Raw genomic sequence first — 25439 nt, forward strand, 5'->3', positions numbered from 1 at the left:
CACGAGCGCCGCCTCCGCGGTGGCTCCTGATCAGCGGATCACGCCCGGACCCGACCACACCGGCCAGCAACTCGCGACACACGGCCACCGACGTGCACGCGTTGCCGGTGGCACACCGGCTGGAATTCAGGTTTCCTGGTAACAGGGAGATCAGCGGGCAGATGAACAGAGGCTTTGCCATGCCCCTTCCCCCTTCCGACCACCCGACCGATACATCGAGCACGGAAAGCATCGGGCTCCCGCTCCCCACTCGGCCCTACCCCAGCCTCGAACCGTCCGTCCGCTTCTCGGTATCGGTGATCAACACACGCGCCCGCGTCGTCGCCAGGGCGGTCTTCGAGCACCTGGGCTGGTCACCAGGCCAATCCCTGCGCTACGAGCTCCGTGGCGGCCTGATCACCCTCACCACCGCCCCGGCCGGACACAACCGCCACACCATCGCCACCCCCGGTCACATACGGCTGCCCGCCGAACTCCGCCACGCCACGGGCATCACCCCGGGCGATGCCCTGCTCCTGGCCGCCGTTCCCGAGCATCAACTCGCGCTGATCTACCCGCCCTGGGCGCAACACACGCTCCTACAGTCCACGCTGCCCCCTCATCGAGGACATGACATGAACGCCGCGGCCGGCGCCGAGCGCCGGCGAACAGTAGGGCGCCGCGGATGAGTGTCGCGCTGATGCACTGGTTGGGCACCGACACTCGGCGGGTCAGGAAATATTGGCAAGCGTTGGCGGGTGCGGGGATTCCGGTGTGTGGCGCTGCCGCGGTATATCGCCAGCGACTAGGCGCGCGGGCCCGTTCGGCCGACCACCGCATGACACTGTCCAGCGCCGGCCCGGGCCGGGCAGACTACACCGCGTACGCTCGCAGACGGTTGCGTTATATTCGGCTGTGTCGCACCGCCTTCTGGCGGAAACCACACCGAGGGATTCGGGAGCCGAGGTGGTCTTGCAGTCGGGGGATGTACTCAGCGGATTCGTGATCGATCGCATCCTCGGCTCCGGTGGGATGGGGGTGGTGTACCGGGCTCGGCATCCGCGGCTGGAACGGTTCGTCGCATTGAAAGTGCTCAGCGACGCCCTCGCCGCCGATCCGAAGGCCCGCATCGGTTTCGAGCGGGAAGCGGCATTGGCCGCCCGGCTCGACCACCCCAATATCGTCCCGGTCCACGACCGTAGCGGACCCGACGAAACCTCGCTGTGGCTGTCCATGCGCTATATCAGCGGCGGCGACGCCAACGGCCTGCTGGCGAAGGCACCCGGCGGGCTGGCCCCGGAGCTCGTGGTGGAACTCATGGCCGATGCCGCCTACGCGCTGGATTTCGCTCACACCGCGGGTGTACTGCATCGGGACGTCAAACCTGCCAACCTGCTGATCGAACCCGACCCACGCCACGGCCACCGGGCTGTGCTGACCGATTTCGGAATCGCTCGCGCGCTCGACGAATCGGTCACCGCGTCCACCCTCGCGGTGACCTTCGCCTACGCCGCCCCGGAACGGTTCCTCGCCCAGCCCTCGAGCCCGCGCACCGATATCTATTCACTCGGCTGCACCCTGCACCAGCTGCTCACCGGCCTGCCGCCGTTCCCACGGGAAACCCAGGCCGCGGTGATGGCCGCGCATCTGAACGTTGCCCCGCCGTCACCGCATCTACTACGGCCGGAACTACCCGAAGCCCTTGATGCTGTTATCGCTACCGTCCTGGCCAAACAACCCACCGACCGCTACCCCACCTGCCGGGCACTCGTCGACGCCACGTGCGCCGCGCTCGGACTACCTCCCCGCGTTCCCGCGCCGCGGACCGCCGCCTCACCGACCGCGCCACCCGCCGATACGAGCGACAACACACTGTCTGCCCCGACCACAGTCACCACTCCTGCCGCACGTCCCGCGACCGCCACGGCGGCGCCTCCGTACGAGAAGGCCGGCACCTCGGACATGTCCGCTGCCGACGGCACTCCGGCACCCGCACCTGCGCACATCAGCGTAGCTACGGACGGACCGACGACCTCCGGGAACAGTCCCTCTGGCACCGCGGGCGGCCACATACCCACTGGCAACCCGGCCGTCGCACGACCCGGACACGAAGGCCTACCCGCCCGAGTGCCGCCACCGGCCGGGGGCGGCAGCCCGCGCGCCGGCACGCCGGTGGGCCAGGGATCCACAGCGCTCCGCCGTAGCATCCCGGACCGCCTACGGTCCGCGGGTAAGGGACGCGCCGGCGCGGTCCTGGGGGTTGTTGCCGTACTGTTCGCCGTTCTGCTGGTGGTGGTGATAACACTCCGCCCGGATGCCAGCGCGGAGGGCGGCAGCAACTCGGACCCGGAGAACGCACCTGCCCGCCCACCCCATGTGATCGCGACGATCCCGGTAGGTGCCCGACCGGCCGAAATCGCTTTCCTTCCCGATATCCACGCCGGCTTTGTCAGCAATACCGGAGACGACACCGTCTCGATGCTCGATACGAACTCCCGGGCGGTCTCCGCTACCATCCCGGTTGGTAACGAACCGACCGCACTGGCGGTGGACCCGGTGACGAATACCGTCTACATCACCAACAAGGCCGATAACACGGTATCGGTCATCGACGCGGAAAGCCGTAGGGTCACCGCCACGATCCCGGTCGGCTCCGAACCGTGGGATGTCGCAGTGGATCCGGACACCCACACTGCCTACGTCACCAACCGGCTCGAGGATACGGTCGCGGTGATCGATACCGGTACCCGAACCGTCGAACGCTTCGTCCATCTCAGCGATGATGGGCCCCTGGGCGAAACCGCTAGGCAGGTGGCGGTCGATCCGAACACCCATCGGGCATATGTCACCGGAATCGATCATAAGACCGTCACGGTCATCGAACCGGACAACGGTGCGGTCACCGTCGTCGACACCCTGGACAGCACGGACGGTGTCACCATCGACACCGGCACGAACACCGCCTACGTCCTCAACTATTACGGACAGGCCGTTACGGCGATCGATACGCGGAACAACAGCATCCGCGGCACTATCCCGACCGGCATCTATCCCACAGAGCTGGTGGTCGATCCGGCCACCCACACCGCCTACCTGATCTGCGTATACGAAGGCACTGTCACGAAAATCGACACCACCACGAACACTGTCGGCAACACTCTGTCACTCGGCGGTACGGAGATGGCGGGCCTGGCACTCGATCCGGAATCCGGCACCGCCTTCATCACCGTCCGGGGATACACCACCGGTAGTGGTCTCCCCGGCGAGGTCGTCGTCGTGGACACCGCCACGCTCACCGCGGTCGCCGAGCCGGTCACGGTCGGCGTCGATCCGGGCGATGTGGCCATCTCCCCGACCGGCACCGCTTACGTTCTGAATTCCGCCGGCAACTCCGTTTCGGTGGTCACCCGCTGAGTTCCGTGCTCACCTACCCTGGGTCGCCCGACAAGGCATCACCACCCACTGGCTACGCCACACCACCCTCACATGGGTCGAACGCAACTTCGGCTACTCGATCGTCCGCGCCTACGCCGGCCACCGCAAACCCACCGACGCCACCGCCACCTACGTCAAATCCACCATCCAAGAACTCGCCGTCGCCGTCTCCGCACTCACCCGCGAACCCCACCCCCTCCTCACCGGCAACACCCCACCACCAGCCGCCCCGTACCGGCCCGAACCGAAACCGACTCATCGGAAGACAAACCACCGCACTGGAACAACTCACGCCCCTCGGCAAAAACCAACCAGACCGCACAACATCATGAAAAGGGGGCCTCAACACACCGAAACAACTCGTGACTATCCCTGAAATAAACTGCGCCCCAATATAACTCCAACCATTTACGACAGCCACGCATATCTGTGCTACGTTGCAGCAACCCATCAAAGATGGCGCTCTAGCACGCATTCCCGTCATCGATGACATAGATCTGTGCACAAGTCCCCCCTCGCGCACAAATACCCAGCAAATCTGCTGGGTTCGCGTGCTATGTGTTCGAGCGGACTCGAACACACCGAGGACCTGGTGATTACCGCTTGTCGACCTGTTGCCAGCTTCGCGGTCAGACCTCGATCTGCGAACCCATGATCACGGTCCGCTCGCGCGGCAGCCCGAAGTAGTCGGCGGCGTCGGAAGTGATGAAGGAAGTGGCGGTCGCCTCATTCAGCCAGACAGTGCCCCGCACCACCAGCCGCCCGGCGTTCGGATTCCGTAAGGATTCCGGTGTCGGTGCCGACCGGAGAGCACAGTGGACACATCATCGACCCGGATTCTGGGAGGCATCACCGTGCCGCCACGACAGGTGCTACGACCTTTTCTTGCCAGGTACCGCTACAGCGGACCACTACTGACGCTCGCGTTCGCGGTGGCCGCCTTCCTCGCCGGTGCCGGCGAAGCCGGTGGTGGCTGGGTGATCGCGGCACCACTCGCCCTGGGCGCGTTCGCCGCAGCCGTTGTGTGCCTGGGCTGGGACCTGTGGCTGCACCCCTGACACTCCGACACCCCAGCCCTGCGCTCGGGGTGACCCGGCACGTATCCGGCCGCACAACCGCCGACTGTGCGCTGCCCCCGAGCTGCTTCTAGGCTCGCAGCGTGTTGGTCGACCCGAACAGTGGCAGTAGCCGGCCGAAGGTCTCGCTGAAGCGTGTCCCCGTGCCGGCGGCACGGGCGGTCGTGGACTGCGGCATCTACCGGGACGGGCAACGGCTGGCAGGCCGGTTCGGTTTCGCCGAGGCCCTGGCACAGGTTCGCGACGACGACAGCGGCGGAGACGGGTTCGTATGGCTGGGCCTGCACGAGCCCGATATCGACCAGATGAACGAGGTCGCCGCGGTGTTCGGACTCCACCCACTGGCCGTGGAGGATGCCGTGGCGGGGCGGCAACGCCCGAAGCTGGAACGCTACGACGACACCCTGGTGTTCGGCATGCGGACCGTGGCCTACGTCGAGCACGATATGCACACCACCAGCGAGATCGTGCTCACCGGCGAGATACTGATCTTCCTCGGCGCAGATTTCGTCGTCGCCGTCCGCCACGGTGAGCATTCCGGTTTGCGGGCTGTCCGTGCGGATCTGGAGGCCGACCCCGAACGACTGCGGCTCGGCCCCGGCGCGGTTCTGCACGCCATCGCCGATCATGTGGTGGATACCTACCTCGACGTCGTGCAGGAGATCGAATCCGATGTCGAGGAGATGGAGCAGGAGGTATTCACCCCCCGCTCCCGGCTCACCATCGAATCGATCTATCAGCTCAAACGCGAGATCGTGGAGCTGCGCCGCTCGGTGATACCGCTGGCCTTGCCACTGCAGATGCTCACCCGGCCCGAATCCGGCCTGGACAAAGAAATCCGCCGCTACCTGCGGGATGTCACCGACCACCACACCACCGCCGCCGAACGCGTCCACGACTTCGACGACGCACTCTCCGCGCTCATCAGCGCAACCCTGGCCCGCATCGCGGTGCGGCAGAACACCGATATGCGAAAGATCTCCGCCCTGGTCGCCCTCGCCGCGGTACCCACCATGATCGCCGGAATCTACGGTATGAACTTCGAGCACATGCCCGAACTCAAACAAGCCTGGGGCTACCCCGCGGTGCTGGCGGTGATGGTACTGACCTGCGGCGGATTGGTCGTGATGTTCCGCCGCAACGGCTGGCTCTAGGGCGATCCGGTCGTAGGGTTGTTGTGCGTCCCACGGGCGGGGTCTCATGGACCCGGGGTGAGCGTGCCGAGGTCGATGTTGCCACCGGTTACCACGGTGAGAACTTCTAGACCACGGATATCGTGAGTGACGCCGCTGGCTCCGTGTAGTACACCCTGTGATCCGAGAACGGCCATCGGCCCGAGGGTGGCGGCGGCCTCGACGGGATGGCCGATCGCGTCGCTGAGCAGTCTGGTTCCCTGTTGAATCCATGCCTCCGGAACCAGGACGACATCGTCGGCCGATCGGATGATTTCCGGTAGCAGATGGGCATCGACCGTCCCGACGTTCACGGCCTCGGCGATCGAATGCGGGAGGACGGTGACCGGTGTGCCGGACTTGAACGATTCGTAGACCGTGGGCGCGTTTTCCGGGCAGGCGATGAGAACTTTGTATCGACGGCCCCAGTGTTGCTCCAAGTCCCGGATCACCGACGCGGCCGAAGCGACCGTGCCGCCACCGGCCGGCAACACGACAACATCGGCGAAGGGTCGCTGGGAGAGCATATCGGTCACCACGGTCCCCAGCGCCGCGACCGAGTCGTGCGCTGACACGTCCATGAAGATTCCACCGTGATCCTGGGTGAGTTGCCTGGCGTGGGCGTAGGCGTCGTCGTAGCTCGATCCGTACCGGATCACGGTCGCTCCGCGTTCTTCGAGCTTGGCCACCTTCAGCGCTGGCGTATTCGCCGGTACCACTGCGGTCAACGGGATCGCCCGGCGGCGGCAGGCTTCGGCATAGGCAATGGCGTGGTTTCCCGAGGAGGCCAGCAGGATCGGTTTCCCCGAGGGGAGGTCGGGAAGGTCGCGGATCACGATTCGGGCGGCGCGTTCCTTGATCGAGAGGGTATCCGGATAGAGATTCTCCAGGGCGATGTGCAGCTTGACCTGAGCAATCGAGTCCAGTTCGGCCGAATGGAACATAACCGGGTCGGGCAGCCGGGCCTCGTAGATCTCTTCGAAAGCCAGCCAACGTTCCTGGATCGTCGGTGCGCGCAACTCCCCCGGCGCGAATTCGACCGGCGATGCGGCGTCGACGTCTGCCGAATCGATGTGGTGAGCAGGCTGCCGCAGCCCCTTGTCGGCCACAGCGCGGAACCAGCGCGAAACGCCCGTCGCCGCGGAATCCGCTGTCTCCGTAAAACGTTCGAGCGACCGCAACAGGGCCTTCGCGATCTCACTGCTCATGCGCCCGCCGTATACCGCGCGGCGTCGCGGACCCTGTGCAGGGTATCCGGCCGACGGCGGCCACTCGGCCGGGCGGCGTCAGTGTGCCGTCCAGGATCGGCGGAGCGTGGTCGCCGCAGGTTTCGGACCTTGCACGATTGGATCACCGGGAGCGGCGTCCACCGTCCAGGCGCGAGCTCTCGCCTCCCCACTGAGCCGATTTCGGCGCGGTGCCCGCGCAACGTGCGTCACGGAACCTCGCAACTGGGGTGGCCACCGAGTTTCACCGTATTCCGCATGCCCGTCCCTACCTGTCCCGGCGATCATCCTCGAGGGTCATCATTGCCCGCCGGCCCCGGCCGTGCACCCACCAGCGAAGATTGTTTAGACGCAGTTGAGCCGGCCGAGCCCATCCCGGCTTCGACCGCCGCACCCGCGCGGGCCCGGGAATTCTCGGCGCTTCCGGTTTCGATCCGGTGCCCGGCGGCGCCGGTAGTATCGGAGCTACGGCCGGTGCCGGCCGCCCACCCATCAGGCGAGCGCAGCCACGGGAGTGTGGGAGATGAGCGCACACGAAGGTCTGAACCTGCCGCGGTTGCCCCGCAGCGCGCGACTGTTGCTGATCGTCTCCGCCGGGCTCCTCGTGTTCCTGCTCGTGGTATCCCGGCTGGTCGGCGTCTATACCAGCTGGTTGTGGTACGGCGAGGTGGGCTTCCGAGAGGTCTGGCGAACGGTCTTGTTCACCCGCCTGTCGCTGTTCGTCGCGATCTCGGTGCTCGTCGGCGGTGTTCTTTTCACGGCGATGTGGCTCGCGTTCCGTTACCGTCCGCGCTTAGCCGGCGAACCCGGGCAAGTGGACTATCTGCTGCCCTATCGCGCCACGGTGCTGCGGCGGCCGTTGTGGTTCGGACTGGGGATCGCCGGTGTGATCGGGACGATCTGCGCGCTCGTCGGCCAGTCGCGGTGGATGACCGTACAACTGTTCCTGCACGGCGGGTCGTTCGATATCCGCGACCCCGAATTCGGGCACGATATCGGTTTCTACGTCTTCGACCTGCCGCTCTACCGGCTCGTGGTGACCTGGCTGCTGGTGGTGATCTTCCTCGGCTTCCTCGCCGGTCTGGCGGCCCATTACCTGTTCGGTGGCCTGCGGATCTCCGGCGGGCGTCCCGGTCTGAGTCACGCTGCCCGGGTCCAGCTCGTGGTTTTCGCCGGGCTCTTCGTCCTGGTGAAAGCCGTCGCCTACTGGCTCGACCGATATGCGCTGCTCGCGGGTGAGAGCCAGGAACCCACGTTCACCGGCGCCGGATACACCGATATCAACGCGGTGCTACCGGGCAAGCTCATCCTGTTCGCGATCGCTCTGATCTGCGCCGCGGCTTTTTTCTCCGCTGTGGTGGTCCGGGATCTGCGCATTCCCGCGTTGGCCGCCGCGATGCTGCTGCTGTCGTCGATCCTGGTGGGCGGGGTCTGGCCGCTGGCTGTGGAGCAACTCTCCGTCCGCCCGAACGCCGCCGACCGGCAGCGTGTCTACATCGAGCGGAATATCGACGCGACCCGGCAGGCGTACGGGATCGGCGGCGATCGCGTCGAGTACCAGCCGTACCCGGGTATCGGGACCCGGCCGCCGCCGGAGGTCGCGGCGGACGCGACAACCCTCGCCAACGTCCGGCTACTCGACCCGAACGTGCTTTCCCGAACCTTCACTCAGCAGCAGCAACTGAAGAACTTCTACAGCTTCCCGGAACACCTGGATCTGGACCGCTATCGCATCGACGGTCAACTGCGTGACTATGTGGTCGCGGCGCGGGAACTGACCCCGGGCGCGCTGAGCGGCAATCAGCGGCATTGGGTCAACCGGCACACCGTCTACACCCACGGCAACGGGTTCGTCGCCGCCCCGGCCAACCGCGTCAACGCCGCGGTCCGTGATGCCGGCGGCGATACCGAGAGCAGCAACAGCGGCTACCCGATCTACACGGTCAGTGATATCGCCGCCGGGGCGACCGGTAACCAGCTGATTCCCGTCGATCAGCCCCGGATCTATTTCGGTGAGGTGATCGCCGCGGCCGACCCCGATTACGCCATCGTCGGCGGTGGCACGGAACCGCGCGAGTACGACACCGACAGTACGAAGTACACCTACACCGGGGCCGGTGGTGTCCCGCTCGGCAACTGGTTCAACCGCCTGGCCTTCGCCACGACCTACGGCGAACGCAACATCATCTTCTCCGGCGCGATCGGCCCGGATTCGAAGATCATCTTCAACCGGGACCCGCGGCATCGAGTGGAACTGGTCGCCCCCTGGCTGACCACCGACAACGATCCCTACCCAGCGGTCGTGGACGGGCGGATCGTCTGGATCGTCGACGCGTACACCACGATCGACGGCTACCCCTATGCCAAGACCAGTTCGCTGGAAGCCCTCGCCCATCCCGGCGACCCCGCCGCCGGTCCGTTCGAGGAGATCTCCTACGCGCGCAACTCGATCAAAGCCACCGTCGACGCCTACGACGGCACGGTGACCCTTTATCAGGTCGATCACGACGACCCAGTGCTCGAGGCGTGGATGAGCGTATTCCCCGGAACCGTCGAACCGGAGGAATCGATCAGCGACGAGCTACGGGCACATTTCCGGTATCCGCAGGATCTGTTCGGCATCCAGCGCTCGATGCTCGCGAAATACCATGTGAACGAACCGCGAGAGTTCTTCACCACCAACGCTTTCTGGTCGGTACCCAGCGATCCGACCGTCGATACCAACCCGCACCAGCCCCCGTTCTATGTACTGATGGGAGACCCGCAGACGGCGCAGCCGTCGTTCCGGCTGGCGAGCGCGATGGTCGGTTTCAACCGGGAGTTCTTGTCCGCCTATATATCGGTCGGTTCCGACCCCGGCGACTACGGCCGTTTCACCATCCTGCAACTCCCCACCGACACCCTCACCCAGGGGCCGCAGCAGATCCAGAACTCGATGATCTCCGATACCCGGGTCGCCTCCGAACGCACGCTGCTCGAACGCTCGAACCGTATCCAGTACGGCAATCTGCTCACCCTGCCGATCGCCGAGGGCGGCATCCTCTACGTCGAACCGCTGTTCACCGAACGAATATCCACCACACCGAACGGGTCGACCTTCCCCCAACTGGCCCGGGTCCTCGTCAGCTACCGCGATCCCGCCACCGCCGGCGTCCGGGTCGGCTACGCCCCCACCCTCGCCGAGGCACTGGACCAGGTATTCGGCGTCGAAACCGGGAACCTCGCGACTGCGCCCGGCGGCAGCCCGGCCGCACCACCGCCACCCGGCCGGGCGCCACCGGCGCCGGGGACCCCGCCACCCGAACCGGCGCCGCCGCCGCTGGACGAGGCAATGATCGCCGAGCTCAACGCCCAGATCGAGGCCATCCGCGACGCGCTCGACCGGATCCAGCAGCAGCTGGATGGTCCCGGTGGATGACGATTGCCACCGGCCGGTGCGGCGTAGCGTGGCCCACCGTGGCGGCAGACAAGAAACCGGGTCCGGTGGCGAGCGCTCGGGAGCTCGCCGCCGCCTGCCGGAGCGAGATACCCGCACTGACCCAGCAACTGCTGGCGGCCGTTTTCACCGACAACCCCGAGTGGACCGACTATTCCGCGGTGACACGGGCAGATCTGGTCGACGGCTGTCGGCGATTCTTGACGCGGGTCCTGGACCTCCTGGGCGGCCGGGCGGAGGACGCCGAGCAGGACGATGTCGCGGCCGCTATCGGCAGACAGCGGGCGGAGCAGGGCGTGCCCCTGGAGGCCATGCTGCGCACATTCAGGCTGGGTGGCCGCATCGTCTGGGAGGCGCTGCTCGACCGGGCCGGTGAGGTGCCGCCGGCCGAGTTCCGGGAGACCGGCACGGCGATGTGGGCGGTGATCGACAGGATGTCCTCGGCTCTGGTCACGTCGTACCGCAACACCGAGATGGACCGCGTCCGGCGTGATGAACGCCGCCGGCACAGCCTGATCGAGGACGTGCTCGCGGGCCAGGCCCGCGATTCGCTGTTCGCGGCCCGCGCCGCCCGCGAACTGGACCTGCCGGTCCACGGCGATTACCTGGTGGTCGTGGCCCGCGGAGACGCGCATCCGATGCATACCGGGTCGGAAACGGCTCTGCTCTCGCTCGGGGTTCGCTCCGCCTGGCATGAACGGGCCGACTCCACGGTCGGCATCGTGGCGCTCGAGGGTCGTCCCATAGAACCCGTGCTGCGGCAGCTCCGGCCGAAGGTTCGCGGGCGGGCGGCTGCCTCTCCCGCGGTGGCCGGATTGGCTGCGATCGGCACCGCTCACGGCCTGGCACTGCTGGCGCTGGACACCATCGCGCAGGACGCTGCGGGGGTGGTGGTTTCACTCGACGACCGGTACCCCGAAGCCCTGTTGCTACGGGCACCCGATCTGACCGAACTGCTGATCGCGCGCACCCTCGGACCGGTCCTCGGACTGCCGGAGAAGGAACGGGAGATCTTGCTCGGCACCCTGTCCGCCTGGCTCGCCGCGGGTTGCTCGGCCGCCAATGCCGCGCCGCGGTTGCACTGCCACCGGAACACGGTGATCAACCGCCTCCAGCGCATCAGCACACTGCTCGGCCGCCCCTTGGAGGGCCCACGTGCACAGCTGGAATTCTCCCTCGCCCTGGCAGCTCTCGATCTCGGTGCAGCTGCGGGCATCCAGAGCCATACTCGGTAGCCATATTGGGCGCAGCGCCCAATCTCGAGTGCCGATCTCTGAACATCAGAGGCATTGTTTGTGCATGTGGTGACCGCAAGACTCGATGACGACCCCGCCCCAACCGGATGTGGGTCGCCTGTTCGAGGATGAGGAGCACCACAAGTGCCGGATTTCGATCTACTCGTGATCGGTGGCGGCCCCGGCGGATACGTCGCGGCGATCCGTGCCGCCCAGCGCGGCCTGCGCGTCGGCTTGGTCGAGAAGGAGCGCCCCGGAGGTGTCTGCCTGAACTGGGGATGTATTCCCACAAAGGCCATGCTGCGGTCCGCCGAAGTCCTCCGGACAGTTCGCACGGCGGCCGATTTCGGTGTGCACACCGAAGGTGTTCGCGTCGACTTCGCCGCCGTGCGTGCGCGCAAAGACGCCATCGTGAAGGAGCTCACCGATGGAGTATCGGGACTTCTGAAGGCCAACGGGGTCACTGTTGTCGAAGGCCACGCACGGTTCACCGGACCGACGACCGTCGAGGTGTCCGAGGCCGGCCCGTCACCGGTTTTCCCCAGCGGTCCCCGCTATGCCGCCGATCCTGCCGCGACCGTGATCCGCACGATCAGTGCGACCGATGTACTCATCGCCACCGGGTCCGTTCCGGCGCAGCTACCGGTGCCCGGCGCAGATCTGCCCGGCGTCATCACCTCCGACGGCGCGTTCGGGCTGACCGCGGTACCCGATCGGCTGGTCGTCATCGGGGGTTCGGCGGTAGGTGCGGAATGGGCCGGCCTGTTCGCTGCCTTCGGCAGCGAAGTCACCGTGGTGGAGATGCAGGATCGCCTGGTTCCGGCGGAGGACGAGGAGGTCGGGGTCGCGCTGGGCCGCGCGTTCGGCAAATGCGGTATCACCGTGCTGACGGGGTCGGCCGTCACGGCCGTCACGGCAGCAGGGTCGGCATTGCGGGTGAGCTCGGACGGCCCACAGGCACGCGAACTCGATGCCGATGTGGTGCTGACAGGCGTCGGCCGACGGCCGAATACCACCGGGCTCGGACTGGATGCCGCCGGAGTAACGACGGACGCGCGCGGTTTCATACCGGTCGACGATCAGCTGCGGACGAACGTCGAGCATGTCTTTGCGATCGGGGACGTCACGGGAAAGGCACTGCTCGCGCATGTCGCCTCCCATCAGGGGTTGACCGCCGCCGATGTGATCGCCGGGCGCGATACCCGTATCGACTACACCGTGATTCCCGCGGCCACCTTCACCCATCCCGAGGTCGCCGGTGTAGGCCTGACCGAAAGCGCAGCCCGCGCCGCCGGCCACGATATCGTCACGGCCAAGTTCCCTTTCTCGGCGCTGGGTCGCGCCAGGACATTCGGCGAAACCGAGGGTTTCGTGAAGATCGTCGCCGGAGCGCGCCACGACGAAGTCCTCGGAGTGCACATCATCGGCCCGTCGGCCAGTGACCTCATCGCGGAGGGCGCACTGGCGATTTCGCTGGAGGCGACGCTGGACGAGCTCGCCGAGACGATCCACGCCCACCCCACACTCGGCGAGATCGGTATGGAGGCAGCCCTGTCCGGGCTCGGCCTGCCGGTACATATCGCCCCGGCCCGGAAGCGTTGAGGAGACCTCGTGACGACCAGCGCCACACCACGCAAGAAGACCCGCCCGGCCGGACCGGTTGCCCCGGCCGAAGCCGAATCCGGCACGACCGCGAATCCGGCCGGCGATACCGCGGCGGCCGGTGCCCCCGGCGGAATCGACATGGTCGACCGCCGGATCGCCGCGGAGGATCCGCAGACCCTGCGCAGCCTGTTCAGCGATATGTTGTTCGTCCGCCGTTTCGAAGAGCGCGCCGCGCAGAGCTACCAGCAAGCGAAGATCGGTGGCTACTGCCATCTCAACCTGGGTGAGGAGGCCACCGTCGTCGGGATGGGTGCGGCGATGCGCCCCACCGACTATCTGTTCACCAATTACCGGGAGCACGGGTACGCACTGGCCAAGGGGATCGAGCCGGGCCGCGTGATGGCCGAACTCTACGGCCGCTCGACCGGTACCTCCAAGGGCTGGGGCGGTTCGATGCATATGTACGACACCGCGACCCGCCTGCTCGGCGGTTACGGCATTGTGGGCGGCCAGATTCCGCTGGCCGTCGGTGCCGCGCTCGCGATCGACTACCGCGGCGGCGACGACGTGGTGGTGTGCCAGATGGGCGAGGGGACCACGAACATCGGCGCGTTCCACGAATCGCTGAACATCGCGGCGCTGTGGCGCCTGCCGATCGTCTTCCTGGTGATCAACAACCAGACCGGTATGGGCACCACTGTGGAGAATTCCTCCGCCGAGCCGGAGCTGTGGAAACGGGCCGCGGCTTACCGGATGCGTGGTGAACGGGTGGACGGTACCGACGTACTCGCCGTCCGGGATATGGCGAGCGAGTTGATCGAGACGGCTCGGCGCGAAAGCCGTCCGGCGCTGCTGGAGACGACCAGCTACCGCCTCAAGGGCCACTCGGTGGTCGATCCCGCGAAATACCGTACCGGCGAGGAGGTCTCGATCGCTCGCGACCACGATCCGATCGCCCGCTGGCAGCACCGGCTGCTCGGCGCGGATGTGCTCACCGAGCAGGCGGTCTCCGAGATCGAAGACGAGGTGGCCCGAGGGGTGGCCGCCGCGGTCGAATTCGCGGATACGAGTCCGCATCCCGAGCCGTCGAGCCTGTTCGACTACACCTACGCGACGCCGGTGGCGCAAGACCGCCGCCGGCTGCCCGCCGACCCGCTTTTCGCCGGATAAGGAATTCCCTGTGGCCCTCATGACCTACCGTGAAGCGCTGCGCGAAACTCTTCGCGAGGAGATGCGGCGCGACGAAGACGTCTTCCTCATCGGCGAGGAAATCGGCATCTTCGAAGGCTCCTACAAGATCACCGCCGGGCTGCTGGCCGAGTTCGGTGCCAAGCGGGTGCGCGATACGCCGATCGCCGAGGAGGGGTTCGTCGGCGCGGCCATCGGGGCCGCGATGCTCGGTCTGCGCCCCGTGGTGGAGCTGATGACGATCAACTTCTCGCTGCTGGCACTGGACCAGATCGTCAATCACGCCGCCAAGATCTACGGCATGTTCGGCGGGCAGACCAGCGTTCCCATGGTCATCCGCACCCCGGGTGGCGGCGGCCAGCAGCTGGGCGCGACACATTCGCAGAACATCGAGCTGTACTACGCGTTCGTCCCCGGACTGAAGGTGGTCGCACCGAGCACGCCGGCCGATGCGCGGGCGCTGCTGAAAGCCGCCATCGCGGACGACGATCCGGTGCTCTTCCTGGAGAACCTCGCGCTGTACAACACCAAGGGCGAAGTGCCGGACGACAGTGCGCCCGCCGAGATCGGGAAGGCGGCCGTCACCCGCCCGGGCAGCGATATCACGCTGATCGGCTACTCGCGGATGGCGACGGTCTGCACCCAGGTCGCCGAACGGCTCGCAGGCGAAGGGGTTTCGGCCGAGGTGATCGACCTGCGCAGCCTGCGCCCACTCGACCGCACCACCCTCGTCGCATCCGTGCGCAGAACCGGCTGCGCCGTGATCGGGGAAGACGACTGGCTCACCTACGGGATCGGCGCCGAGGTCGCGGCATCCATTTCCGACGGCGCCTTCGACTACCTCGACGCGCCGGTTCGCCGCGTGGCCATGGCCGAGATACCGCTGCCCTATGCCAAGCCGCTGGAAAGACTGGCGCTGCCGTCCGCCGATTCGCTGTACACCGCCGCGGTGGAAACGCTCGCGGCCGTGGGCGCACGACGCTGAAACCGGAACCGGAGAACAAGAATTGCCTGAAATCACCATGCCCCGGCTCTCCGACACCATGGAGGACGGCGTCATCTCCGCTTGGCTCAAACAGGTCGGCGACCGGGTGACCCGCGGCGAGGTGCTCGCCGAGATCGAGACCGACAAGGCACTCATGGAACTCGAGGCCTACGACGACGGCGTGCTCGAACGAATCATCTTCGAGGCGGGCGCACGCGTGCCCATCGGTGAGCCGATCGCCGTTGTCGGCGACGGAAGCGGGACCGCAGCAAGCGCACAGACCCCCGCCCGCACCGGTACCTCGGACGCTCCGGGACCGCGGGCCGGTGCCGAGGACGCCCGGCCGGGCGGACGTGCCGACGAGCCCACCGGCGAAACCGCCGCACGGACGAAGTCGTCTCCGCTGGCCCGGAAGGTCGCCCGGGAGCTCGGCATCGATATCGCCACCGTGGCCGGGTCCGGTCCCCGAGGTCGCGTCATTCGTCAGGATGTCGAAGCCGCGAGCCGAGCGGGTGCGGCCACGCCGGTGGTCACAGCCGCAGCCCCGGAATCCGAGGCGGCGACCCCGCCACCAGGCACCGACGCCGACGCGGTCGCACTCACCACCATCCAGCGGATCTCGGCCCAGCGCCTCACCGAAAGCAAGCAGCAGGCCCCACATATCTACCTGACCAGCGTCATCGATGTGACCGAACTGCTGGAGTTCCGCACCCGCGTCAACGCGACACTCGCGGAGTCGGGCAAGGTGAGCATCAACGACCTGCTGGTGAAGGCTGTCGCCGCGACACTACGGGCGAACCCGGCCGTCAATGTCTCCTTCGCCGGCGAAAAGCTGTGGCGGCACCGCGGCGTGCACCTCGGTGTCGCGGTGGCGACACCGGCGGGCCTGATGGTCCCGGTGATCCGCGATGCCGATCGCAAGAGCGTCTCCGAAATCGCCGCGGAGTCCCGCGACAAAGCAGGACGTGCACGTGACCGTAAGCTGCGGCCCGACGACATGGCGGGTGCCACCTTCACCATCTCCAACCTGGGCATGTTCGGCATCGAACACTTCACCGCCGTGATCAATCCGCCCGAGGCCGCCATCCTGGCCGTCGGGGCAGCCACCGACGAACTGCGCTTGCACGACGGCCAGGTGGTCGGCCGGAAAATACTCCGCGTCACCATGTCCGCTGATCATCGGGCGATCGACGGGGCTGTCGCCGCGCAGTTCCTGGCCGATCTGAAGGGGTTGCTCGAACATCCCTTGCGCATCGTCGTCTGACTGTTGTGCGGCCGGCCACTTCCGGTGAGCGAGAACAGGCAGTGCACCGCTGCGGGACGACCATACGCTGACAGCGTGGAAGGCATTCAGGAAAGCTCTCGGACCAGGACGGCCGAGCACCACGCCGCGCTGTTCCGGCCGCTGACCGTCCGTTCGCTGGGCCTGGCGAACCGTATCGTCATGTCACCGATGACCCGATCGGCTTCTCCGGGCGGGGTCCCCGGGGCCGATGTCGCCCGCTACTACCGGCGCCGCGCTGCCGGCGGGACGGGTCTGATCATCACCGAGGGTGTCGCCATCGACCACCCCGCCGCCGTCGACAATCCGCGTGTCCCCCGCATGTACGGCGAGGACGCACTGGCCGGGTGGCGGACCGTGGTCGACGAGGTGCACGCGGCGGGCGGCCGGATCATTCCGCAGCTGTGGCATGTGGGTCCGCTGTGGGGTGCGATGAGCAAGATCGTCGACCCGGCCGTCACCCCGATGCGGCCGTCCGGGCGGTGGGGCACCGCCGGCGTCACCTCCTATTCCGGCGAATACGTCACGCGCGCAACGCGACCCACCCGGCCGATGACCGAGGACGATCTCGCCGAGGTCCTCTCTGCCTACGTACGTGCGGCGGTCACCGCCACGGAACTGGGTTTCGACGGGATCGCCTTACACGGCGGCCACGGCTACCTGCTGGATTCGTTTCTGTGGCACGACACCAACACGCGCGAGGACCATTGGGGCGGCGACCTCGTGGCGCGCAGCCGGTTCCCCGCCGCGGTAGTCGCGGCCATCCGCGAAGCCGTCGGCGGCGATATGCCCATCTTCTTCCGCTTCTCCCAGCACAAACAGCAGGACTACACCGCCCGCATCGCCGAGACTCCCGGCGAGCTGGAGGTACTGCTCGGATCGCTCGCCGATGCCGGCGTGGACGTATTCGACGCCAGTATCCGGCGCTTCGACGTACCCGCGTTCGCGGGCAGCGAGCTGTCGCTGGCCGGCTGGGCCAAGAAGCTCACCGGCGCGTATGCCATGGCGGTGGGCAGTGTCGGACTCGGGAAGCCGTTGCGCGACAGCCGCGCCGCGGGGGCCGCGGCGGTGGTCGACAACATCGCCGAGGTCGACCGCCGGATCGCGTCCGGGGAGTTCGATCTGATCGCCATCGGTCGCCTGCACCTGGCCGACCCCGCACTGGCGACCACCCTGCGTACCGGGGCATCACTGACACCGTTCGACCGCGCAGCCCACGAGGGCAGCCTGCACTGACCCGAGTCTCGTTCCGGCGGATCGACGAGGTGTCCGGAAGGCATATCGGCGAGCCGGGCCGCGGAGATCGCCGCGGCCCGGGCAGCGCTGCCGAGCTACCCCCGGCCCGTTCCGGGCGGTGCGGAGAGTTCGGCGCCCGCCCCCTCTGTACTACCGCGGCCTACGTGGGATTCCGTACGCAAGCGCTCGGACATGTGCGGATAGTGCAGTTCGAACGCGGGCCGTTCGGAGCGGATCGGCGGGAGTTCGTAGAAGTTGTGCCGCGGCGGTGGACAGGTCGTCGCCCATTCCAGGGAGTTGCCGGCGCCCCACGGGTCGTCGACGGTGACCACCTCGCCGTAGCGGTAGCTCTTGAACGCGTTCCACACGAAGACGATCATGGACGCGCCCAGCACGAACGAACCGATCGTCGAGACGGTGTGCAGCGCGGTGAAACCGTCGTCGGGCTGGTAGTCGGCGTAGCGACGAGGCATACCTTCGTCACCCAGCCAGTGCTGGACCAGGAAGGTGAGGTGGAAGCCGATGAACGTGGTCCAGAAATGCACGCGGCCCAGGCGTTCGTCCATCAACCGGCCGGTGAGTTTGGGGAACCAGAAGTAGATACCGGCGAAGGTCGCGAAAACGATGGTTCCGAACAGCACGTAGTGGAAGTGCGCGACCACGAAATAGCTGTCGTGCACATGCCAGTCCAGCGGCGGGCTCGCCAGGATCACTCCGGACAGGCCGCCGAACAGGAAGGTGACGAGAAAGCCGAGAGAGAACAGCATCGGTGTTTCGAAGGTCAGCTGACCCTTCCACATCGTTCCGATCCAGTTGAAGAACTTCACCCCGGTCGGGACCGCGATCAAGAAGGTCATCAGCGAGAAGAACGGCAGCAGTACCGCGCCGGTGGCATACATGTGGTGCGCCCACACCGCCATCGAGAGCGCGGCGATCGATATCGTCGCGAACACCAGCGCGGTGTAGCCGAAGATCGGTTTGCGGCTGAACACCGGGAAGATCTCGGAGACGATGCCGAAGAACGGCAGCGCGACGATGTACACCTCGGGATGCCCGAAGAACCAGAACAGGTGCTGCCACAGGATCACCCCGCCGACACCCGGGTCGTAGATGTGCCCGCCGAGATGCCGATCGTAGGCCAGCGCCATCAGGGCGGCGGTGAGGATCGGGAACGCCAGCAACACCAGGATGCTGGTGATGAAGATATTCCAGGTGAAGATCGGCATCCGGAACATGGTCATGCCGGGAGCGCGCAGGCAGATCACCGTGGTCATCATGTTCACCGCGCCGAGGATGGTGCCCAGACCCGATAGCGCCAGCCCCATGATCCACAGGTCCCCGCCGGCTCCCGGCGAGAACTGCTCGGTGCTCAACGGTGTGTAACCGGTCCACCCGAAGTCGGCGGCGCCGCCGGGCGTGACGAATCCCGCGGTCGCCATGGTGGCACCGAACAGATAGAGCCAGTAGCTCAAGGCGTTGAGCCGGGGAAACGCCACATCCGGTGCGCCGATCTGCAACGGCAGGATCGCATTGGCGAAACCGAACACCACCGGCGTGGCATAGAACAGCAGCATGATCGTGCCGTGCATGGTGAACAGCTGGTTGTACTGCTCCGGGGACAGGAATTGCAGCCCGGGACGCGCCAGCTCACCGCGGATGAGCAGCGCCAGCAGGCCACCGATCAGGAAGAAACCGGTCGCCGACACCAAATACAGCACCCCGAGCACCTTCGGGTCGGTGGTGGTGACCATCTTCCACAGGAACGAGCCCTTGGGCCCGACCCGAGCCGGGAACGGCCGGGCGGCGGTGAGCTCGGCCGGTGGAGATGGTGGAACTGCCATGGCATGCTCCTCTGTTCGCTCTACTCGGGCATACGGCCCGTTGCCCGCGGGCCTACCCCGGTCGTATCGCGCCAAACCCTGCCCGCTGCGCGGGGTGCACCGGGTGAGCGACACCCCTGCGCACGAAAATTCCGCGAAATCGCCCGCGACCTCGGCACCCGACCCGGAGCTCACGCTGGGTCCGGAAGTCCGGATCGTCCGGGTTCGCCCACCGGACCCGGGGCCGTGCCGGGTGAATCCGGATCGCCGATACTCGGAACCTCCAGTGTTCGACGAACCGCATCGGAGCCGGTATGACCGCTGTCAGCGCCCCACAACGCGTCCACGTGTCCGTCAGTGCCGCCGTGGCCACCGTGACCATCGACCGCCCGCCCGCCAACGCGTTCGATCCCGCGCTGATCTCCGAACTTCTCACCGCACTGCCACCGCTGGTGACGGATCCCGGCATCCGCTGCCTGGTCGTGCGCGGCACCGGCCGGTTCTTCGTCGCGGGCGCCGATATCCGGGTCATGCGTGAACTCACCGAGGAGACACAGCGGGCGATGCGACCCTGGGTGGAGGTCCAGCGATTGCTGGAGACCGCACCCAAACCGGTACTGGCCGCGATCAACGGGCACGCCCTGGGCGGGGGTGCCGAACTCACCCTGGCCTGCGATATGCGAGTGATGACGGCCTCGGCGACCATCGGGTTCCCCGAGATCGAGCTCGGCCTGTTCCCCGGTGCGGGCGGTAGTCAGCGGTTGCCGCGACTGCTCGGCGCGCACCGCGCGAAACTGCTGATGATGCAGGGCGCGAGGCTGAGCGCCGAGGAGGCAGAGCGGATCGGGCTGGTGGACGAGGTCGTGGCGGACGCCGATTTCCCGGCCCGCGTCGACGAGCTCGCCGCCGACCTCGCGGCCAAACCGACCCGCACCATCGGCCTGCTCAAGGACATCGTCGAACGGGGACTCGAGCTGCCCCTCGGCGAGGCGCTGGAACTGGAGTTCGCCGCCGTGCTCGAGCTGATCCGCACCGGCGACGCTGCCGAAGGATTGCAGGCATTCCTGGACAAGCGCACCCCGTCGTTCGGCGGCCGGTGAACCGGCCCGAAGGAGTCATGATGAAATTCGGAAGCTGGCGGCGCGGTGCCGCCGCCCTGGGCGTACTCGTCGCGCTGACGTCGGCCGCCTGTACCCGGCCGGCCACCCAGCAGGAGGCGAGCTCCGGGCCGATCCGTATCTCGGTGGGCGTGGACCCCTCCTACGCGCCGTTCTTCGTCGCCGAACAGGAGGGGATGTTCGAACGGGCCGGCCTCGATGTCCGGGTGGTCCAGACCGAGGGTGGCGCGGCGAGCGCCCAGAACGTGGTGGCCGGGACCTCCGAGCTGTCCGGTAACGCCGACTCCACGGCGCTCACCGTCATGGCCGCGAATCCGAGCCTGCGCGCCCTGGGCGTGTACGAGGAATCGGATCGGTATTTCCAGGTGGTGGTGCGCGCGGGCATCGAGCCGAAACAGATCCGGACGGTGGGTGTCTTCCCCGGTATCGGCCTGTACTTCACCGACCTCTACCTGCGTAGTATCGGCCTGGATCCGGACGCGGTCGAACTGGTCACCACCAGTCCGCCCGACCATCCGGCGCTGCTGGGCCGCGGCGATATCGACGCCTTCGTCTCGTTCGACCCGTGGGTGAGCCAGGCCGTCGTGGGCGGCGGCCGGGTGGTCGCCACCAGCGGTGATTTCGACGCCCGGTACACGCAATGGCTCGTGGCGACCGAGGCGTGGCTGTCGGCGAACAAAGAAATCGCCACGCAGGTGTTCGAGGTGGTGTCGGAGGCCGCCGCGATCGTCGACGCCGACCCCGACCGCGCCGCCCGCGCGGTGGCGTCGGCCATCCAGCAGGATCCCGCCGAGGCCCGGCGCACCATCGACCAGATCGACTTCGGCGTGCGCGATTTCACCGACGAGGACTTCGCGCGGGCGAACGATCTTCTCACCTTCTTCCGGGAGCAGGGCAAGATCAGCGGCTCGGTGGACACCGGACAGGTCCTGCGCCGGGGCTGGGTCGACGAGCATCTCCCGGGCGCACCCGCCCGAGCACAATCCCCGCGGTAGATCCCGGTCGCCGGGGAACAAGGCGCCGGAGTCGGCGTCGCGATCGAGGAGAGAACGGAGAAATCATGGTCGAACCCGCTGTCCGGGTGGTCGAACTGGCCGGCCCGCTCACCCGCTTCGCGGGCCGGGTGCTGGTCGGACTCGGCTTCGAGGTGATCCTGGTCGAGCCGGACGGGGGCGATCCGAGCCGGCGCGAATCGGACGGACACCCGTTCGCGCACTGGCACGCGGGCAAGAAGTCGGTGGCGCTGGACCTCGGCACCGATACCGGACGTGGCGCGCTGGAACGCCTCCTGGCCACCGCCGATATCTACCTCGACGGCAGTACGCCCGGCTCCGAACCCGTCACGCCACGTTCCGGCGCAGTCGTCCACGTGCGGGTGACGCCGTTCGGGCTGACCGGCCCCCGGGCGGAATGGGCGGCGACCGATCTCACCCTCGCCGCGCAGGGCGGCATGCTGGCCCAGGTCGGCGATCCCGACGGTCCGCCGCTGGCGCTACCGGAGAACCAGGCCGAACAGCTCACCGGTATCAATGCGGCCGTCGGCGCGCTGCTCGGCATGCGGGCGCGGCGCCACGGCCCGGTGCCCGTCGTCGATATCTCCGCCCAGGAATGTGTGGCCGCGAGCCTGGAAGCCGGAACCCTCGCCTACCTCCACGAGGACCGGGTGCCGCCGCGGCCGGGCCGGGTACATCCGCTGGTACCGCACGGATTGTTCCAAGCCGCCGACGGTTACGTCGGGGGCGGGCTCGGCGGCAGTCCGCGGATGTGGGACGCACTGCTGGCCTGGCTGGTGGAGGAGAACGCCGCCGCCGACCTCACCGACCCCCGCTGGGCCGACCCGGTCGAGCGCAAACGCCATCAGGATCACATCTTCGACGTGGTCGGGCGGTTCATCGGGAAATGGCCCAAACACGAGTTCGCGGCCGCCGCGCAGGAACGCAAACTACCGTGGTCGGCAGTGGACCGGCCGGACGAACTGCTGGTGAACCCGCAGCTCAACGACCGGGATTTCTTCCTCGACGTCGTCCGCGACGGTGTGGTGTCGCGGGATCTCGGCTTCGGATTCGCGTTCCCCGAAGGAGCACGGATACGCGAACTGCATATGCCCGCGCCCGGGGAACATCAGCAACTCATTCCGGATGCGGAACCGCCCGCGGCCGGACCGGTCACCGTGAGCGGCCGCCGGCTACCGCTGGAAGGTATCCGCGTCCTCGATCTCACCTGGGTGCTGGCCGGGCCCTACTGCACGCGCATCCTGGCCGATCACGGTGCCGATGTCGTCAAGGTCGAATCCCGGGGCCGCCCGGACCCCACCCGGTTCGCGCCGTTCATGCACCTGTCCCGGGGCCCGCACGACGATCCGGATACCAGCGGCTATTTCAACGATGTCAACCGGAACAAGCGCAGTATCACCCTCGACACCCGCTCCCCTGAAGGGCTGGAGGTGCTGGCCGATCTCCTCACGCACAGCGATGTGGTGGTCGAGAACTTCAGCTCCACGGTGATGACGAAAATGGGCTTCGGCTACGAGCAACTGCGTGCCCTGCGGCCGGATATCGTCTACGTGTCGATGTCCGGGATGGGTCATACCGGACCCCGCAGCGGTTGGGTTTCCTACGCCGATATCGTTTCGGCGGCAACAGGTTTGACCGCACTCACCGGCTGGAGTGCCGACGAGGTGGCCGGGGTGATCTACGGGCACGGCGATATCGTCGCGGGCCTGCAGGCCGCGACGGCGGTCCTCGCCGCACTCGACCATCGCGACCGCACCGGACGCGGCCAGCACATCGATCTGTCCCAGCTCGAGGCCATGGCCTCGCATATGGGTGCCGCCGTACTCAGGGCGACCGGGTCCGGCAGGCCCGGCGAACCGATCGGTAACGCCCATCCCGCGATGGCGCCGCACGGCGTATATCCGTGTCTGGGACCCGACCGCTGGTGCGCGATCGCGGTCCGCGACAACGCCGACTGGCGGCAGCTTTGCGCCGTGATCGAACGTCCGGAATGGGCGGCCGATACCCGGTTCGATTCCGTTGCGGGGCGCCGGACGCAGGCCGAACCCATCGCCGCGGCGATCACCGAGTGGACCAGGCCCCTGCCCGCGGAACTCGTCGCGGAGCGGTTGCAGCGGGCCGGTGTACCGGCGGGCCCGGTACATACCGGACGCGACCTGGTCGAGGCCGATCCGCAACTGCGGGCCCGCGAATTCTACCTCCGGGGTGTACATCCGAAGGCCGGCGCCTTTCTCCACGAGGGCTCCCCCATTCGCGTGGGTGAACCGGTCGCGGTCCGCCGCACGGCCCCGCTGCTGGGCGCCGATACCGATGCGGTCCTGCGGGATATCGCCGGCTACGGACCCGAGACCATCGAACGGCTCCGCGCCGCGGGCGTGCTCACCTGAGCCGGCCCCTGCCACCACACACCACTACACGATCCGAGGAGTAACCATGCGCGCCGCACGGCTGCACGAATTCGGCCGAGACCCGGTCATCGACGAGATCGACGCACCGGCCCGAGGTCTCGGGCAGACACTTGTACGGGTCGACGCCGCGGCCCTCGGGCATCTCGATCTGACCATTGCGAGCGGCACCTTCGACATACGTCCCGACCTGCCCCATATCGGCGGCACCGACGGTGCGGGGACGGTGGTCGAATCGGAGACCTTCGCGCCAGGCACCCGGGTTCTCATCCGCGGCGGCGGTATCGGCCTGTTCAAGAACGGGTGCTGGGCCGAGTATCTCGCCGCGGCGGACAAGGTGTTCACCCCCTTCGACACCGCGCTGGAGCCGACGATTGCGGCGACCTTCTTCCTGCCGAGTACCACCGGGTACGTAGCGGTGCACGATATCGCCCGGGTGGCCACGGGTGAACGGGTGATCGTCTCCGGAGCGTCGGGCGCGGTCGGTTCGATGGCGGCCCAATTCGCTCTCGCTGCGGGCGCCGCCGAAGTGATCGGAGTGGTACCGCGCGGCGACCAGGCCGCCTTGTTGCCGGCAGGTGTTCGTCCGGTGGTCGGCCGGGGTGAGCAGGTGGCCGAGGCCCTGGGCACCGATCTCGTCGCGGAGGTGCTGATCGATACGCTCGGCGGCGATCTGCTGCCGGTCCTGCTGCGGCGGATCGCTCCCGGCGGGCGAGCGGCCCTCATCGGTTACACGCTGGGCACCGACCTGCACCTCGACCTGCCTAACTGGCTGCTCGCCGATGTGGCGCTGCTACCCGTCAATATGATCCGCAAATCCGCCCGGCAGGCCGAGCTGGCACCGAAGCTGATCGCCATGCTGGTGGCGGGCGAGGTCGAGCTGGCGGTGCAGTCGTTCCCGCTCGACGAGATCGCCACCGCGTTGCAGGCCATGCGCGACGGGAAGGTCACCGGCCGCGCGGTGGTTACCCCCTGAGTGGGTGCCGTGCCGATTTCCGCCGCCGCCAGCTCATTGCCGGCGGACCTGACAATTCCCGCTCTGCTACGCGATCGGGCGGATCGCCGTGGCGACCACCTCGCCCTGCGGGCGGGCCCGGCCGGCTCAGAAGTCGCTTCGTACCCGGCACTACGCGGTGGGCTGTGCGCCGCGCCCAATGGACCGCGCTCGGGCGGTCGGTCGAGGATCAGGGAAGACCGCAGATCGCTATCGTCAATACTTCCTCACAGC

19 protein-coding genes are annotated in these 25439 nt (G+C 67.4%); 15 read left to right on the forward strand and 4 right to left on the reverse strand.

From position 1 onward, the window contains the following. A partial coding sequence (locus tag QH195_RS00515) for a hypothetical protein (protein ID WP_280433907.1) occupies positions 1-181 on the reverse strand: 181 nt, incomplete at its 3' end. A 115-nt stretch (positions 182-296) separates the two neighbouring features. On the opposite strand from QH195_RS00515, the gene QH195_RS00520 reads away from it, so the two are divergent. Together QH195_RS00520 and QH195_RS00525 are read left to right on the forward strand one after the other, a co-directional pair. Beyond that, positions 297-668 (forward strand): hypothetical protein, encoded by a 372-nt coding sequence (locus QH195_RS00520; protein ID WP_280433908.1) that lies wholly within the window; start codon positions 297-299, stop codon positions 666-668. 277 nt (positions 669-945) lie between these two features. Continuing rightward, positions 946-3393, forward strand: a complete 2448-nt coding sequence (locus QH195_RS00525; protein ID WP_280433909.1) for a protein kinase domain-containing protein — start codon at positions 946-948, stop codon at positions 3391-3393. Positions 3394-4043: 650 nt separating this feature from the next. On the opposite strand, the gene QH195_RS00530 is transcribed toward QH195_RS00525, so the two are convergent. Beyond that, positions 4044-4169, reverse strand: a complete 126-nt coding sequence (locus QH195_RS00530; protein WP_280433910.1) for a hypothetical protein — start codon at positions 4167-4169, stop codon at positions 4044-4046. 60 nt (positions 4170-4229) lie between these two features. Here QH195_RS00530 and QH195_RS00535 point away from each other — a divergent pair, with 60 nt between their 5' ends. Together QH195_RS00535 and corA are read left to right on the forward strand one after the other, a co-directional pair. Continuing rightward, positions 4230-4472, forward strand: coding sequence for a hypothetical protein (locus QH195_RS00535; protein ID WP_280422597.1), 243 nt, complete (start codon positions 4230-4232; stop codon positions 4470-4472). Positions 4473-4573: 101 nt separating this feature from the next. After that, positions 4574-5644, forward strand: a complete 1071-nt coding sequence (gene corA / locus QH195_RS00540) for a magnesium/cobalt transporter CorA (RefSeq protein ID WP_280433911.1) — start codon at positions 4574-4576, stop codon at positions 5642-5644. 44 nt (positions 5645-5688) lie between these two features. On the opposite strand, the gene QH195_RS00545 is transcribed toward corA, so the two are convergent. Further along, positions 5689-6870: a pyridoxal-phosphate dependent enzyme gene (locus QH195_RS00545; RefSeq protein ID WP_280433912.1), complete on the reverse strand. Its 1182-nt coding sequence runs from the start codon at positions 6868-6870 to the stop codon at positions 5689-5691. Between the two features lie 541 nt (positions 6871-7411). Here QH195_RS00545 and QH195_RS00550 point away from each other — a divergent pair. From QH195_RS00550 to QH195_RS00580, 7 genes are all read left to right on the forward strand, one after another. Continuing rightward, the gene (locus QH195_RS00550) at positions 7412-10306 is read left to right on the forward strand and encodes a UPF0182 family protein (protein ID WP_280433913.1); all 2895 of its coding nucleotides are present in this window, start codon (positions 7412-7414) and stop codon (positions 10304-10306) included. Next, a complete protein-coding gene (locus QH195_RS00555; RefSeq protein WP_280433914.1) occupies positions 10303-11559 on the forward strand; it encodes a PucR family transcriptional regulator in 1257 nt (418 codons plus the stop codon). The genes QH195_RS00550 and QH195_RS00555 overlap by 4 nt, the downstream gene beginning before the upstream one ends. A 144-nt stretch (positions 11560-11703) precedes the next feature. After that, positions 11704-13161, forward strand: coding sequence for a dihydrolipoyl dehydrogenase (lpdA, locus tag QH195_RS00560; protein ID WP_280433915.1), 1458 nt, complete (start codon positions 11704-11706; stop codon positions 13159-13161). Positions 13162-13170: 9 nt separating this feature from the next. Next, positions 13171-14334 (forward strand): pyruvate dehydrogenase (acetyl-transferring) E1 component subunit alpha, encoded by a 1164-nt coding sequence (pdhA, locus tag QH195_RS00565; protein ID WP_280433916.1) that lies wholly within the window; start codon positions 13171-13173, stop codon positions 14332-14334. A gap of 19 nt (positions 14335-14353) precedes the next feature. Continuing rightward, positions 14354-15337, forward strand: coding sequence for an alpha-ketoacid dehydrogenase subunit beta (locus QH195_RS00570; protein WP_280433923.1), 984 nt, complete (start codon positions 14354-14356; stop codon positions 15335-15337). A gap of 22 nt (positions 15338-15359) precedes the next feature. Beyond that, on the forward strand, positions 15360-16601 hold the full coding sequence (locus tag QH195_RS00575) for a dihydrolipoamide acetyltransferase family protein (protein ID WP_280433917.1): 1242 nt from the start codon (positions 15360-15362) through the stop codon (positions 16599-16601). A 75-nt stretch (positions 16602-16676) separates the two neighbouring features. Then, entirely contained in the window at positions 16677-17855 is a 1179-nt protein-coding gene (locus QH195_RS00580; RefSeq protein ID WP_280433918.1) for an NADH:flavin oxidoreductase, read from the forward strand. Positions 17856-17950: 95 nt separating this feature from the next. Here QH195_RS00580 and ctaD read toward each other — a convergent pair whose 3' ends face one another. After that, positions 17951-19696 carry an aa3-type cytochrome oxidase subunit I gene (gene ctaD, locus QH195_RS00585; protein ID WP_280422588.1) on the reverse strand — a complete coding sequence of 582 codons (1746 nt, stop codon included), beginning with the start codon at positions 19694-19696 and terminating at the stop codon, positions 17951-17953. Between the two features lie 293 nt (positions 19697-19989). Here ctaD and QH195_RS00590 point away from each other — a divergent pair, with 293 nt between their 5' ends. The 4 genes from QH195_RS00590 to QH195_RS00605 all read left to right on the forward strand — a co-directional run bounded on the left by QH195_RS00590 (position 19990) and on the right by QH195_RS00605 (position 25187). Next, positions 19990-20775 carry an enoyl-CoA hydratase/isomerase family protein gene (locus tag QH195_RS00590; RefSeq protein WP_280433919.1) on the forward strand — a complete coding sequence of 262 codons (786 nt, stop codon included), beginning with the start codon at positions 19990-19992 and terminating at the stop codon, positions 20773-20775. Between the two features lie 17 nt (positions 20776-20792). Continuing rightward, positions 20793-21788, forward strand: a complete 996-nt coding sequence (locus tag QH195_RS00595) for an ABC transporter substrate-binding protein (RefSeq protein ID WP_280433920.1) — start codon at positions 20793-20795, stop codon at positions 21786-21788. A gap of 65 nt (positions 21789-21853) precedes the next feature. Then, positions 21854-24193, forward strand: a complete 2340-nt coding sequence (locus tag QH195_RS00600; RefSeq protein WP_280433921.1) for a CaiB/BaiF CoA-transferase family protein — start codon at positions 21854-21856, stop codon at positions 24191-24193. A gap of 46 nt (positions 24194-24239) precedes the next feature. Further along, positions 24240-25187 carry a quinone oxidoreductase family protein gene (locus QH195_RS00605; protein WP_280433922.1) on the forward strand — a complete coding sequence of 316 codons (948 nt, stop codon included), beginning with the start codon at positions 24240-24242 and terminating at the stop codon, positions 25185-25187. The last annotated feature ends 252 nt before the right edge of the window (positions 25188-25439 follow it).

The sequence above is a fragment of the Nocardia carnea genome, from assembly GCF_029868855.1.
Taxonomy (GTDB): domain Bacteria; phylum Actinomycetota; class Actinomycetes; order Mycobacteriales; family Mycobacteriaceae; genus Nocardia; species Nocardia carnea_A.